This window comes from Azospirillum oleiclasticum (genome assembly GCF_013423485.1).
In the GTDB taxonomy this organism is placed as follows: domain Bacteria; phylum Pseudomonadota; class Alphaproteobacteria; order Azospirillales; family Azospirillaceae; genus Azospirillum; species Azospirillum oleiclasticum.
This window is the reverse complement of the sequence record NZ_JABFFR010000002.1, coordinates 1-14,145: the sequence shown is the minus strand read 5'-3', so window position 1 is coordinate 14,145 and position 14,145 is coordinate 1. Positions and strand designations below refer to the sequence as shown.

Here is a 14,145-nt window from a genome sequence, read left to right as displayed (position 1 = left end):
TCCGGCATGACAAGCGTGACCGCAGCCAAGGACCGCCGATCCGCCGCCGCCGAAAGCGAGCGGCTGTTCCGCATCGGCCTCGCCCGCGCCTTCGGGGGCGCCATCATCTTCTCGCTGCCGATCTTCATGACCATGGAGATGTGGTACCTCGGCTTCTACATGGACCGCCTCCGGCTGGCGCTGATGCTGGCGGCCGGCGTGCCGCTGCTGGTCGGGCTGTCGCACTATGTCGGCTTCGAGGACACCTTCAATTGGCGCGAGGATCTGATCGACGCTTTCGTCGCCTACGCCGTCGGCTTCGCCGCCGCCGGCACGGTGCTGCTGTGCTTCGGCGTCATCGGCCCGGACATGACGGCGGACGAGATCGTCGGAAAGGTGTCGCTCCAGGCTCTGGCCGGAGCCATCGGGGCGCTGCTGGCGCAGAACCAGTTCGGCCAGTCGGTCAATGACGCCGAGCCGCCGGGCCAGCGGGTGAAGGGCTATTTCGCCGAGCTGTTCATCATGGCGGTGGGGGCCACCTTCCTGGCCTTCAACGTGGCACCGACGGAGGAGATGATCGTCATCTCCTTCCAGATGACCGTGTGGCACACGCTGGCCCTGGTGCTGCTGTCGCTGCTGATGATGCACGGCTTCGTCTACGCCTTGCGGTTCCAGGGGCAGGAGGAGCACCGGCCGGAGGACGCGCCGGGCTGGAGCCTGTTCCTTCGCTACACCGTCGCCGGCTACGCCGTGTGCCTGGTGATGAGCCTGTATGTGCTGTGGTCGTTCGGGCGGCTGGACGGTATGGGGGTGCGGAGCGCGGTGATGGCCGCGATGGTCCTGTGCTTCCCGGCCTCCGTCGGCGCCGCCGCCGCCCGGCTGATCCTGTAGCGGGGTTCCCCATGTCCGAGCAATCCGGGAGCCGCGACCTCCCGATCGATCCGAAACGCGACGCCGCCGGTGTGTCGCGGCTGGAGTGGATCGTCGCCGCCATCGGCCTGCTGCTGGTCTCCGGCAGCATCGCCTATCTGATCCACACCGGCCTGACGAAGGATGGCACCCCGCCGGACGTCGTGGTGTCGGTGGATCAGGTCCTGCCCGGCGAACAGGGCTTCCGCGTCCTGCTGTCGGCCCGCAACAGCGGCGGGCGCACGGCGGAGGAGGTGGAGATCGAAGGACGCCTGACGGACGGCGGGCGCACCATCGAGACCAGCGCGGTCACGCTGGATTTCCTGCCGGCGGAGTCGAGACGAAAGGCCACCATCGCCTTCCGCAACGACCCCCGCCGCTATCAGCTTGAGCTGCGCGCGCTGGGGTATCGGGAGCCATAGGACGGGGTGGTCGCGTCGGGGCCCCCTCCCGACCTCCCCCCACTTCGCGGGGGGAGGAGTTTTAAGCCCTCCCCCGTCGCCAGATAGGGGAGGGTTTGGGTGGGGGCCCGTTGCAGCAACTCACTCCGCAGTCTTCGGCCCACCCGCCGAAGCGGCACCGCCCGCGGTCTTCGGCTTGGGCAGGTCGAGCTTCAGGTGCAGCTCGCGCAGCCGCTCCGACTGCACCGGGGCCGGGGCCTGCATCAGCAGATCCTCGGCGCGCTGGTTCAGCGGGAACAGGATGACCTCGCGGATGTTCGGCTCGTCGGCCAGCAGCATGACGATGCGGTCGATGCCGGGGGCCGAGCCGCCGTGCGGCGGGGCGCCGAGCTTGAAGGCCGACAGCATGCCGCCGAAGCGCGCCTCCAGCTCCTCCGCGCCATAGCCGGCGATCTCGAAGGCCTTGTACATGACCTCCGGCAGATGGTTCCGGATGGCGCCGGACGACAGCTCCACGCCGTTGCAGACGATGTCGTACTGGTAGGCCTTGATCGTCAGCGGGTCCTTGTTGAGCAGCGCGTCGAGCCCGCCCTGCGGCATCGAGAAGGGGTTGTGGCTGAACACCACCTTGCCCGTCTCCTCGTCCATCTCGTACATCGGGAAATCGACGATCCAGCAGAAGCGGAACACGTCCTTCTCGATCAGGTCCAGCTCCTGGCCCAGCCGCGTGCGCGCCTGCCCGGCCAGCTTGGCCGCCGGACCCGGCTGGTCGCAGACGAAGAACACCGCGTCGCCGTCCTCCAGCCCGACCACCCGCCGCAGCTCGGCCTGCGCCTCGGCCGGCACGAACTTGGCGATGGGGCCCTTGCCGCCGGCCGCCTCGAACAGGATGTAGCCAAGGCCGGGGGCGCCCTGCTCCTTGGCCCAGTCGTTCAGCTTGTCGAAGAAGCTGCGCGGCTTGTCGTGGACCTGCGGGGCGCGGATGGCGCGCACCACGCCGCCCTTGTCGATCACGCCCTTGAAGGCGCGGAACTCGACATCCGGGCGCTTGAACACCTTGGTGACGTCGGTGATGACCAGCGGGTTGCGCAGGTCCGGCTTGTCGGAGCCGTATTTCAGCATCGCCTCGTCGTAGGCGATCCGCGGGAAGGGCGGCTTGGTCACCGCCGGCATCGTCGCGCGGCGGTAACCACCGAACTCGTCGAACACGCCGTAGAGCACCGGCTCGATGGCGGCGAAGACGTCCTCCTGGGTGACGAAGGACATCTCGAAGTCGAGCTGGTAGAACTCGCCGGGCGAGCGGTCGGCGCGCGCGTCCTCGTCGCGGAAACAGGGCGCGATCTGGAAGTAGCGGTCGAAGCCCGCGACCATCAGAAGCTGCTTGAACTGCTGCGGCGCCTGCGGCAGCGCGTAGAACTTGCCGGGGTGGTTGCGGCTGGGCACGAGGTAGTCGCGCGCACCCTCCGGGCTCGACGCGGTCAGGATCGGCGTCTGGAACTCGGTGAAGCCCTGGCCGATCATGCGGTTGCGGATCGACGCGATGACGCGCGAGCGCAGCAGGATGTTCTCGTGCAGCCGCTCGCGCCGCAGGTCGAGGAAGCGGTAGCGCAGCCGCACCTCCTCACCCGCGTCGGCGTCCTGGTTGACCGGCATGGGCAGCGTCTCGGCCTCGCTCTGCACGGTCAGCTCGCGCAGCTTCACCTCGATGCGGCCGGTGGGCAGCTTGTCGTTGATGGTCTCGGCCGTGCGCTTGACGACAACGCCGGTCACGGTGATCACCGACTCAACGCGCAGCTTCTCGGCCACCTGGAAGGCCGGGTTGGATGTGTCGACCACGCACTGCGTCAGCCCGTAATGGTCCCGCAGGTCGATGAACAGGAGCTGGCCGTGGTCGCGCTTGCGGTGGATCCAGCCCGACAGGCGGACGGTGGCACCATCATCGGTATCGCGGAGCTGGCCGCAGGTGTGCGTGCGGTAGGCGTGCATGGTCGAAGCACCTTGAAAAGCGACGAATCCGGCAGGAAAGCGGGCCGCCACACCACACCGACGACGCCCGATTGTCAAGCGCGGCGGGGCGGCGACCGTGAGCGGCACAAGACCAGCCCGGCGGACGTTACCCAACGGGTATCACCGCACGGGAAGACAGGCCATGGAAGAACTGACGGGACTAGGCCCCGCCACCGGGCACGCCGCAGCGCCGCCATCCGCCGCCACGCTCGACCGGGTGCGCCCGCCCGTGCGCCGGGCGATGGAGGGGGCGGGCTTCAAAGCGATGGACACCGGCGACGGCTGTCTCGCCTGGTTCCGCCGGCTCAACGACATGACGCACGTGATGGTGTCCGCCAACAACACGCTGGACGGCGATCCCGCCGCAGCCGACTGGATCGCCGGCCGTTACGGCGACCGTGGCGGCTTCGTCGAGGTCAACGGCCTGACGCTCGCCGGCGCACTGGAGGCGGCCGAGATTCTGCGCCCGCCCGCGCGCGTCGACGGCTCGCTGGTGGAGGCGCTCTACCCGTCGCTGCAGGACGCCATGGACGATCTGAGCTGAAGGCCACGTTCACCCCGCGACCGGCGGCACCGGCTCTCCTGGAACCGGGGGTGGGTCGGGCGGAATGTCCGGACCCGCCGGTTCGGGTTCGGGCAGGGGCGAGGGCAGCGGGTTGTCGGGGGTATTGGGCGGCGGATAGGGACTCATGCTCGGGCTTTCTCCTCCCGCGACCACCGCCCCTTCCCCGGTGGTCAGGCGGCCGGCGCGATGTTGTGGTTCACGCAGAACAGGTTGGTCGGGTCGTAGGTCCGCTTCAGCGCGGCCAGACGGTCGAAATTCGGGCCATAGGCGGCGCGGGTCCGCTGCTCGTCGTCGGTGAGGAAATTGACGTAGGCGCCCCCGGTCGCGAAGGGTGTAGCGTCCTCGAACACCGCACGCGCCCAGGCGATGCAGGTATCGTCGTCGCCGGCATCGTTCCAGCGGGCGTGGACGTTCATCACGAACTCCGCATCCCGGTGCGGATAGGCCATGGCGTCGGCGGGCACGCGGTTGGCTGCGCCGCCGAGATGGCCGACGAACACCTCGCACTGATCCGACGGAAGCGTCCGGGCGCGGTCCACCAGCCGGTCGATGAGGCCGTCGGCCAGCCCCGTGAAGTTGTGCGTCTTCCAGTAGTTGCGGGCGCCCGGCGTGAGCAGCGGGTCGAAGGCGGCCTGCCACGCGACGTAGGGCATCGGCCCCAGATGCTCGCCCAGCGGCTGGCCCAGGGCGCGGATCGGCTCGACGGCCCTCCACCCCTCCTCCACGGCGCCGGCGTAGAAGACGGGAAGCACGACCACCGGCTTGCCGTGATGCTCGGCCGGCAGGAAGGGAAGCGGCGGGGCCAGACGCAGCACCGCCCAGCAGGTGAGGTCGTCCGGCGCCCGCGCCGCCAGGTCGCGGAAGCGGCGCAGCAGGTCGCCCGCGCCGTCGAAGGGGTGCACGATCAGCCCCGCCAGAACCTGCGGCCCGACGGGATGAAGGCGGAAGGTGAAGGCGGTGACCACGCCGAAGTTGCCGCCGCCGCCGCGCACGCCCCAGAACAGATCCGCGTTCTCGTCCTCCGACGCGCGCAGGAACCGGCCGTCAGCGTTCACGATATCGACGGACAGCAGGTTGTCCACCGTCAGCCCGTACTTCCGGGTCAGCCAACCGAAGCCTCCGCCGAGCGTCAGGCCGGCGATCCCTGTGGTGGAATTGATGCCCAATGGCACGGCAAGGCCGAAAGCCTGCGCCTCGCGGTCGAGATCGGAGAGCAGGGCACCCGGCCCCACCCGGGCCGTCCGGCCGGCCGGATCCACATGGACGAAGCGCACCATCGACAGGTCGATCAGCATCCCGCCGTCACACAGCGAATTGCCGGCGATGTTGTGCCCGCCACCGCGCACCGAGACCAGCAAGCCGTTGTCGCGCGCGAAGCGCACGGCCTGCATGACGTCGGCAGCCCCGGCGCAACGCACGATCAGTCCGGGCCGCCGGTCGATCATCGCGTTCCAGATGCGCCGCACCGCATCGTAGTCGGGCGTGCCGGGCGTCAGCACCGTTCCCCGCAGCGCACCGGCAAGCTCGGTCACGCGGTCCATGGACAAGGTGGCGTCGCGCCTGTCCGAAGTCCGCATCATGATGTCGGCCATGGGTCGTCCTCCCCTTACCAAATGGAGCGCGAGCACGCGCGGCGACCGCCGGCGGATCCCGGCCTGGATGCCGCACGGCACCCTCTCCACAATTTTGATTGATAAGGGGGAGTTGACGCTTGCACCCCAGTGTTTGCAAACCCGCTTCGGGAGAAGCCCTCCCCCGCATGGGGGAGGGAGCGCCCCATCATCCCGACGTCTTCATGCCCGCCCGGATCTTGTCCACCGTGATGGGAAGGTCGCGCACCCGCACCCCCGTGGCGCGGTGGATGGCGTTGGCGATGGCGGCGGGAACACCGACCACACCGATCTCGCCCACGCCGTTGGCGCCCAGCGGGTTCACGATCTCGTCCTGCTCGTCCACGAAGATCACGTCGATGTCGTGCACGTCGGTGTTCACCGGGATGTGGTACTCGGCGAAGTCGTGGTTCATGAAGCGGCCGAGCCGGTGGTCGAGCCGGGGCTGTACAGCACGTCGGGGACACAGGGCGTTGCGATCATGGCGCGCTCCCTCCGGTAGCCTCTTCCATGGGCGCGTACGATGGCGTTTTCAGCCAAGTCGATCGTGAAGGCGTTGTGCTCGCAGCCCCTGGCATCGAGCAGAAACTGCTTCGCGGCGGCGCGGAAGCTCTCGGCGGTCGGCGGCTTGCCGACCAGCAGTGCCTCCGCCTCCGGGTCGCGCCAGTGCTTGTGGGCGACTCCGCCCAGCGGCAGCCGCGCCTCCCGGATGGTGCCGTCCGCGATCTCCAGCGCCGCCGCCACCGACACCAGCGCGAAGGGGTAGGAGGCACGATCGCGCGTCTTCAGGTAGATGGAATGGGCGGCGAAGCCGTTCGGCGGCAGTTCGATCGCGGTGATCATCTCGTCGGCCGCCAGCGTGTTGTCCCGCTCCGGCTGATCGCCGGTAAGGCATGGCTGTACCGGCCGTGCCCCATCAACCGGGGGAACAGCGGGCGGCGTTGCGTCGCGCGGTGGCGGGATCAGCGCGTGATGGAGTAAGTCGCGCTGATCATCGACCAGCGGGCCGCGCGGGTGGTGGCGCCGTCGGTCCAGGGCTTGCGCAGCAGTTCGGCGAGCCGCGCCATGTGATCGACGGGTGCCGGGATCGGCGTCAGGTCGCGGGTGCGGTTGACCAGGGCCGACAGATCGACCGGGTCCTGGAGCACCAATGCGATCAGCGTACCCTGCCCTGCCGGATCGGACGCCGTGAACTCGAAACCATAGGTCGGATCGGGGATCGTGATGGGACGGCCGGGCTGGATGCGGCCGTTGCGGTTCTGCGCCTGGGAGTATTCGTTGGGGTAGATCTGCACCAGCTCACCCGCCGCGTTGGCGTCGAGCAGGATCAGCGCGCCCTCGGTCCGGCTGGTGACGCGGAAGCGCACGGCCTGCCCGATGCGGGCCGTGGGGCCGGGCAGCACCTCCAGCGTCACACCGCCCTGGTTGTCGCCGGCGAGCAGCGCGGTCGCCGCGTTCTGCACCTGCTGGGGCTGGGGCTGGGGCTGCGGTTGCTGCGGCGTGTAGGCGACGTTCTGAGGTCCCGGCGGCTGGCTGCCGTCCACGGCGGTCGTCAGCTCGCCGGCCGGCGTCTCCAGCATCGGCGTCAGGCCGGCCTTGCAGGCGGGCCGGGCGCGGCAATAGGCGTCGGACTCCTTCTGGACGTAGGCGAACAGTTCCGACGCGCTGACCACACCGTCGCGGTTGGCGTCGGCGCGTTTCTCCCGCACCCCGTTGATGAAGCGGTTGGTGAAGACGCCGCTGACCGGCTCGTGGTCCAGCTCCTCCAGCGCCTGCTGGTAGGGGGCTACGGCCGTCCACACCATGCGGCCCGGCTTCTGCGCGACGAACCCGACCTCGCCGCGATGCAGGCTGATGGCGCGGGTGGTCACCGGCTCCGGCGTGCCGATCTCGGGGATCCAGGGCAGGCTGCGGGCTCCCTCCACCGCGCCGAAGCTGCCGCGGCTGATGGTGCCGGAATGGCAGCTGTCGATCACCATGGTAACGCGGCGATCCTTGATCTCGCCGAGCAGCTGGTCCATCTCGTCGTCGGTGATCATATTGGCGACACCGCCCCGCCCGTCCGGCCCGGCGTCGGCGGCGACCAGAGTCTCGTCGAGCTTGTCCTCCTCGTCGCCGTCGGTGTCCGGCTGCTGGAACCCGTGGCCGCTGAAATAGAAGAACACGTCGTCGCCGGGCTGCGTGCCCTGGATCAGCCACTCGCGGAAGGCCGCCAGAATGCCCGCGCGCGTCGCCGCCCGGTCGAAGAGCTGCCGGATCTGGTCCGGGCGGTAGCCGAGGTTTTCGCGCAGCAGCCGGTCGATGTTCAGACCGTCGGCCACCGCTCCGCGCAGCTTCCACTGAGGCCGGCCATACTCGTTGATGGAAACGATCAGCGCGCGCTTTTCCGCCGCGGCGGGGGTAGCGGTGACGGCAGCCAGAACGGCGACGCCGAAGGCCAGGGCAAGCGACGCTTTCATGCGGGATGCTCCATCCGGAAAATCGTGTCAGCGCGCCACGCTGTAGACGCCGTGCCAGCCGAGTTCCGCGGCCTTGCCGCGCAGCGCGCGGTCCAGCGCATCCGCCGCCCGCGCCGCCGCCGGCTGGCCATCCAGCGCCGCCAGCTCGCGGTGCAGCTCGGTCAGCGGCTGGGCGCTGCTGACGGCGACGAAATGGTCGGCGCCGAAGGGCGGATCGACGCGCAGGGTCAGGCTTTGCGCCCGGTCCAGCGGGATGTCCAGCGGATCGCGGATCTGGGCGTTGTTCAGCGGGTAGAGGAAGTTGACGGTGCCGTCCGACCCGACATTGAACAAGGAGAAATAGGGCCGCAGGTGGCCACCGATCTCCAGCGTGAACTCGTCGCCCTGGCGATAGGTGCCGTCCCCCGGCTTCAGCGTGAAGATGAGCGGGCGCTTCGCCGCCGCCGCTTCCAGCCGGTCGATGAGGATCCACTTGTCCACCACCCGCTGCAGCCGGTCGAGCGTCGCCGGATCGGTGGGCGAGCCGGGGACAGCCGCGACCACGTCGCCCTGCCCGGTCACCACATCCCCGGTGGACGGGTCCCAGACCAGCCGCGCCTCGGCGGCACCCGACGCCTGGACGCCCTTCAGCCGCCCGGCGACCGAGCGGGCGTCGCCGCCCGACACCGCCAGGGCCAGCGGGGCGGCCGGGGGGAGCCGCGGTCCGTCGACAGCCGCCGCGACTCCCGCCGGGGCCGCGCCCGACGAGAGCAGCGCCAGTCCGCGCTGCCCGGCCGGATAGACCTGCGGGTGCTGACGCCCGGCGGCCTTCATCCGCACGGCTTCCTGGACGAAGATCTCCAACTCGCCCTTGGAGAGCGTGCCGTCGCCGTCGCGGTCGGCGTTGCCGCGCAGCGCCTGGGCGAAGGCCCAGCTCAGCGCACCGCGCGGACGCCCGTCGATCGCCACCTCCGGCGCCAGCTCGTGCTCGGCGACGGCGGCGAGGAAGGTGACGTGCGGCTGCTCCTTCTGGTCGGCCTTGGCGGCCTCCCGGCTCGGCGGCGGCAGGGCGTCGTCCTCGATGGCGCCGTAGTTGGCGAAGCGGGTGCCCAGCGGCGTCGCCCGCCGGTCGAAGCTGCGCGTCATGGTACCGGAATGGCAGGCGTCGGACACGAAGATCACCCGCCGCGGTGCCGCGCGCTGGAGCATCACCGCGATGTCGTCGTCGACGATGCGTTCGTAAGTGCCGGCCCCCTTCTCGGCGAAGCCCGCGAGCAGGATCACCTCGTCCAGCCCGTCCGCCTCCGACCCCTTCACGCGCTCCGGCTCCTGCCCGCCATGGCCGGCGTAGGAAAGGATCAGCACGTCGTCCGGCTTCGTCGTGGCCAGCAGCCGGTCCCACGCCGCCATCACCGCGTCGCGGGTGGCCTGGGCATCGGTCAGCAGCGTGACGTTCTTCGAGCCCGCGGTGCGCAGCGCCTCGGCGATGTCGCGTGCGTCGTTCACCGCACCCTGGAGCGGGTTGATGTGCCGGTAGGCGTCGATGCCGACGACCAGCCCGGCCAATTCCGCCCGCGCTGGGGTCGCCAGACCAAGACCGGCGAGCAGAGCCATGGCAGCGAGACGAGCCCTCATCGCCGCAGCTCCACCCGGCGGTTGATCTGGTAGACCTGTTCGACACTGTATTGACCGGGATCGTCCAGCGCCATCGGCTCGGTCGGGCCGCGGCCATCCACATAGATCGTGCCGGCGTAGCCCACACTGCGCAGGTAGTGGCCCAGTGCCTCCGCCCGGCGCTTCGACAGCTTCATGTTGTAGTCGAGGGCGCCGGTCTGGTCGGTATGGCCGATCAGCGTGATCGCGGGCGGCGCCTGGGCGCGCAGGGTGGCGGCCAGATCGTCGGCGGCGGCCTGCCCCTTCTTGGTGAAGGCGACGCTGTCGAACTGGAACTCGATGGGCAGGGCGACCTTGGTCGGCTTGAAGCCGCGCAGGTTGGCGGCGGCAAGACCGGTCGGCTGGGCGGAGCGGGTGGTCGGCCCCGGCACGAAGTCGGCCGCCAGCAGCCGGCTGCGCTCGGCCTTGCGGAAGATCTGCTCGATCACCTCCGGCGGCGGGGCCTTCGGCGTCGCGATCTCGTCGTCGATGGCGGCCAGCGCGTCCTGGTAGCCGCGGGTCGCGGCCCCATGGTCCTTGCGTTCGGCCGCGATGTCGCCAAGCCAGGCGTGCACCAGCCAGCTCTGCCCGTAGCGCAGCGCGTCCTTCAGCTCGGGCTCGAAGAAGGCCAGCGGCTTTCCGTCCCGCCCCATGGCGACGACCCGCTTCTCCACCGCGCGCAGGACCGCACGGCCCAGCGCCGTGCGGAAGTCGGCGGTGCAGTCCGGCTCGACCACGACCTTCTCGAAGACCGCCTTCAGCCCGTCGGCGTCGCCCGCCTGCTGAAGGCTGCGTGCGCTCTCCTGCAGGGCCGCGCAGTCGGCCAGGGCCGGACCGGCCATCGGCAGCAGGACGGCCACGGCCAGCGCGGCCACTCGCAGGTTGCGGGACGTCACGGGAGGCGTTCCATGGCGGCTCATTGCGGCTTCCCCAGGGAATCGGCGGCGGGACCGGTTCGGCTTCGTAATGGCAGACGCCGCAACCTTCCCCTATGTACCATCAACCACCCCCTCAGGTAACGCCCATGTTGTTGGCAACAAAGGTCAACCACTGTTGCGATGGACACATGCGGGATTTCGAGAGTCGGAGTTGAATCGCTGAAATTGCATAGGTACGCTTTCGGCCTGCCGAGTCCGACACCGCGCCCCCGCCCGCCCTTCTTCCCCCGTACCGCGGAGACCACCCCATGTCCCGTTCCCTGACCGGCTCCCTGCTGGCTTCGGTCATGCTCGCCGCACTCATACCGGCCACGGGCGCGGTGGCGCAGGCCCAATCGCTGCTGGATGGTACGGACGGGCGGACGCTGACGCCGGTCCCGTACAACGCCAACCCGGACATTGCGCTGGAGCTGTCGGTGTCGCACCGGCAACCGCGAATCGGCGACATTCTGGAGCTGTGTTTCGCCGCATCGCGCACCGGCTATGTCACGCTGTGGAACGTCGGATCCAGCGGGCAGACGGCGCGCATCTTCCCCAACGCCTACAGCGGCGGCGATCCGGTGGCGATGCAGGTGACGGGCGGACAGCGCTACTGCGCCGGCAAGGGCGGCGATCCCTTCCGTTTCCGCGTCGATGGACCGCCGGGCCGCGACGAGCTCTACATCGCCTGGACCGCCACCCCCGACCGGCAGCCACAGGCCACCGGCTTCCCCAACCCCGCGGCGATGGCCTCCGCCTTCGAGGCGATGCGCCAGCAGACCCCGGCGGGTTGGGCCACCTACAAGACCGCCTACGAGGTGGTCGGTCCCAACGGTGCCGCACCGCCGCCGGTGCCACCGGTCAACAACAGCTCCACCCTGCCGCCGCCCCCGCCGCCACCGGCTCCCACCCCACTGCAGCAACAGCAGCAGCAACAACAACCGCAGCAACAGCAGCAGCAGCAGCAACAACAACCGCAGCAGCAGCAACCTCAGCAACAGCAGGCGGCCCGCCCGCAGCTCTACATCCTGGCGATGGGCTCGAACGTCGAGCCGCTGACCAAGTCGAACCAGGATGCGGCCATGTTCGTCGACGTGTTCAAGACGATGTTCTCGATCCCCAACCAGAACATCCGCGTCTACAAGGACGTTTACCGCAACCAGTTCAAGGCGGGCATGGAGTGGTTGCAGAAGACGGCGCAGCCGCAGGACTTCGTGGTCATCTATTATTCCGGGCATGGGGCGCAGATCCCCGACGACAACGGTGACGAGCAGGACGGCAGCGACGAGGCCTTCGTCACTTTCGACGTCGAGGGCAAGGCCAACCCCTCGGTCCGCGACCTCGTGCGCGACGACGAGTATGCGACCTGGGTCAACGGGCTGCGCACCAGCCAAGTGCTCAGCGTCATCGACGCCTGCCACAGCGGCGGGCTGCAGCGGGGCTTCGGCGACGTGCTGATGGGCGCCACGCCGAAGTTCTTCATCCGCGGCGAAATCCGGCCCGGCACCGCCGCACCGGCGACGCGCACGCTGGGAGTGCCGAAGATGACGCCGAAGGGCACGACGCTGGCCGCCGCCCGCGAGGACCAGTCGGCCCTGGAAGGGTCGAAGGGCAGCATCTTCACGCTGGCGCTTATCGAATCGCTGGCCGGTGTCAAGAAGGCCGGAACCATGGTGGACGTCTTCTCCACCACCTCCCGCCGCGTCGCCTCGGTGACCGAGTCCAAGCAGACCCCGGTGATGACCGGCGAACGCGGCACGGCCGAGCGGATCACCATCAACCCGTAAGCGCGGGAGCACCCCCTCTCCCGCAATCGGCGGGCGAGGGGGTGCTTCACTTCACCTGAGCGACCGGGAAGAAGTCCACGTCGCCCCCGCCGAAGCTGACCACCGCCGTCTGGTTCCAGCGGTCCTGTTGAGCGTAGACAGGCACCTTCGCCCGGATGTAGCGGGCCAACTGGATCTGGTCCACCGTCTCGCCCGGCTCGCCCTTGGTCTCCGCCAGGGCTTCGATGACGGCGCGCGCGAAGGGACCACTGCGTGAGCGGTCGGCGGAGCTGTCGAGCGCTGTCTGGTCACCCGCCGCCGCCGCCAGGATGTAGGGGCCGCGCCCCACCCGCTCCTTGAGCTTCTCGATCTTGGACGCCGCGTAGTTGGTGAACTCCTGCACCGCTCCGGAATGACAGGTGTCGAGCAGCAGCACCTTGTTCCGGGCGGGGATGTCGCGCAGCAGCTTCATCGCGTCGCGTTCCGACAGCGCCTCGCGCGCCACGGTCGCCGTATCCCCGCCGGCCACATTCTGGGTGATGAAGTAGTAGAGGTCGACATTGTCCTCCGGCAGCGGATCGACGACGCCGTGGCCGGCGAGATAGATCACCACCGTATCCTCCTCCCGCGCCTCCCGTGCGACGGCGCTCAGCGCCTCGATCAATGCCATGCGGCTGGCGTCGCCGTCGTAGAGTTCGTGCGACAGCTTGATCGACTCCGCGGCGTCATACGCGTCCGGCATCCGCTCGCGCAGCGTCTTCGCGAAGGTGCGCGCGTCCGTCGCCGCGCGTTGCAGCCTCGGGAAGGGCGGCTGGTAGGCATCGATTCCCGCCGCGATGTAGATCAGTCGCGGCTTCGCGGGCGGCGGCGGCGGCTCGGCAGGCTCGGCCGCCCGTGTCGGGGCGGCAAGCGCGAACTCCACCACCGGCGACTGTTCGTAAATGGCGCCGTTGCTGTTGTAGGCGCGCAGCGTTACCCGGTTGGAGCCGGGCTCGACCCGCACCAGCGCCTCGCGCAACTCCTGTGCCGCGGGCGTTTCCGGGGCCGCGGACGGCGCCGAGGCCGGTCCAGGAGCCGACACGCGGCTGAAGCCACGGGTGCCGCTGCCGGTCACGTCGCGGTCGTTGTGGAACACCTGCACATCGCCGACGCCGTCGCCCGCCGCCTCCAGCTTGTAGCGGATGCGCACCGCGCCGGCATCCTCCGGCAGGTCGAGGACGGAGCGGGGACCGCCCGCATCACCCCCCGCCCCCGGCGCCGCCGTAGCGGCGGCCGACACGCGGGAAAAGGCGCGGGTCAGCGGCGACGTGTCGATGGGCCGGCAGTTTTCAACCGGTGCCGAAACGGCACCCTGCTGGTTCGCCGGTGCCACCCGCGAGACGCCCCGCGTGTCGCGCTGGACCACGCAGTAATCGACGAGCGTGAGCTTCGGAGCCCGCTGGGTCAGAGCGCGCAAGTCGCCGATGCGCTGCACCTTCGCCGTCAGCGCGTCGCGGTTCACCTGCCGCAGCCGGTCGCGCACCATTTCCCGATTGAACAGGACCTCGTAGACGCGCTTGAACTCCACCCACTGGGGCGCCGTCTTCTTCGTGTTGTTGAAGTGGAAGCCGACCAGCTCCTGCCCGCCATCGTCGGAATGGTCGAACAGCGCTTCCGGCGTCCACAGAACCCACTGCCGCCCGCCACCGTGCGGGAACAGCACCGCCAGCTCCTCCAGCGGACGCACACCGCCGTTCAGGCTGTACCAGCGCAGCGTTCCGTCGCCGAGCGCCGCCACCGCCAGCCGCCCATCGCCGGAGGCGACGACGCCCCACACCTCCGCAGGGGTCTGGACCGAGGCCAGGACGCGGCCCTGCTCGTCCACCAGCCGCAAGGCGAAGTCGCTGCCGATCAGCGCGCG

12 protein-coding genes are annotated in these 14,145 nt (G+C 69.7%); 4 read left to right on the top strand and 8 right to left on the bottom strand.

All coding sequences use genetic code 11. The features are described from left to right. The first annotated feature begins 15 nt into the window (after positions 1 to 15). Both HL658_RS04310 and HL658_RS04305 read left to right on the top strand, forming a co-directional pair. Complete coding sequence (locus HL658_RS04310; RefSeq protein ID WP_343055001.1) at positions 16 to 870, top strand: TIGR02587 family membrane protein; 855 nt, start codon at positions 16 to 18, stop codon at positions 868 to 870. Positions 871 to 881: 11 nt separating this feature from the next. After that, entirely contained in the window at positions 882 to 1,310 is a 429-nt protein-coding gene (locus HL658_RS04305; protein ID WP_180280617.1) for a TIGR02588 family protein, read from the top strand. A 120-nt stretch (positions 1,311 to 1,430) separates the two neighbouring features. Here HL658_RS04305 and aspS read toward each other — a convergent pair whose 3' ends face one another. Further along, a complete protein-coding gene (gene aspS / locus HL658_RS04300; protein WP_180280616.1) occupies positions 1,431 to 3,275 on the bottom strand; it encodes an aspartate--tRNA ligase in 1,845 nt (614 codons plus the stop codon). Between the two features lie 163 nt (positions 3,276 to 3,438). Here aspS and HL658_RS04295 point away from each other — a divergent pair, with 163 nt between their 5' ends. After that, positions 3,439 to 3,840 carry a hypothetical protein gene (locus HL658_RS04295; RefSeq protein ID WP_180280615.1) on the top strand — a complete coding sequence of 134 codons (402 nt, stop codon included), beginning with the start codon at positions 3,439 to 3,441 and terminating at the stop codon, positions 3,838 to 3,840. 191 nt (positions 3,841 to 4,031) lie between these two features. On the opposite strand, the gene HL658_RS04290 is transcribed toward HL658_RS04295, so the two are convergent. The 6 genes from HL658_RS04290 to HL658_RS04265 form a co-directional block, all read right to left on the bottom strand. Beyond that, positions 4,032 to 5,453, bottom strand: a complete 1,422-nt coding sequence (locus tag HL658_RS04290; protein WP_180280614.1) for an FAD-binding oxidoreductase — start codon at positions 5,451 to 5,453, stop codon at positions 4,032 to 4,034. 187 nt (positions 5,454 to 5,640) lie between these two features. Further along, positions 5,641 to 5,886 (bottom strand): hypothetical protein, encoded by a 246-nt coding sequence (locus HL658_RS04285; RefSeq protein WP_211109654.1) that lies wholly within the window; start codon positions 5,884 to 5,886, stop codon positions 5,641 to 5,643. After that, positions 5,883 to 6,314, bottom strand: a complete 432-nt coding sequence (locus HL658_RS04280) for an FAD binding domain-containing protein (RefSeq protein ID WP_180280613.1) — start codon at positions 6,312 to 6,314, stop codon at positions 5,883 to 5,885. Before HL658_RS04280 ends, HL658_RS04285 begins: the two co-directional genes overlap by 4 nt. A 119-nt stretch (positions 6,315 to 6,433) precedes the next feature. Further along, positions 6,434 to 7,930, bottom strand: a complete 1,497-nt coding sequence (locus tag HL658_RS04275) for a caspase family protein (protein WP_180280612.1) — start codon at positions 7,928 to 7,930, stop codon at positions 6,434 to 6,436. A 27-nt stretch (positions 7,931 to 7,957) separates the two neighbouring features. After that, positions 7,958 to 9,544 (bottom strand): caspase family protein, encoded by a 1,587-nt coding sequence (locus tag HL658_RS37620; protein WP_180280611.1) that lies wholly within the window; start codon positions 9,542 to 9,544, stop codon positions 7,958 to 7,960. Beyond that, a complete protein-coding gene (locus tag HL658_RS04265; RefSeq protein ID WP_180280610.1) occupies positions 9,541 to 10,458 on the bottom strand; it encodes an OmpA family protein in 918 nt (305 codons plus the stop codon). The genes HL658_RS37620 and HL658_RS04265 overlap by 4 nt, the downstream gene beginning before the upstream one ends. Before the next feature lie 290 nt (positions 10,459 to 10,748). Here HL658_RS04265 and HL658_RS04260 point away from each other — a divergent pair, with 290 nt between their 5' ends. Continuing rightward, positions 10,749 to 12,266 (top strand): caspase family protein, encoded by a 1,518-nt coding sequence (locus HL658_RS04260; RefSeq protein WP_180280609.1) that lies wholly within the window; start codon positions 10,749 to 10,751, stop codon positions 12,264 to 12,266. A gap of 46 nt (positions 12,267 to 12,312) precedes the next feature. Here HL658_RS04260 and HL658_RS04255 read toward each other — a convergent pair. Next, positions 12,313 to 14,145, bottom strand: a 1,833-nt coding sequence (locus HL658_RS04255; protein ID WP_180287621.1) for a caspase family protein, incomplete at its 5' end; no start/stop codon positions are given.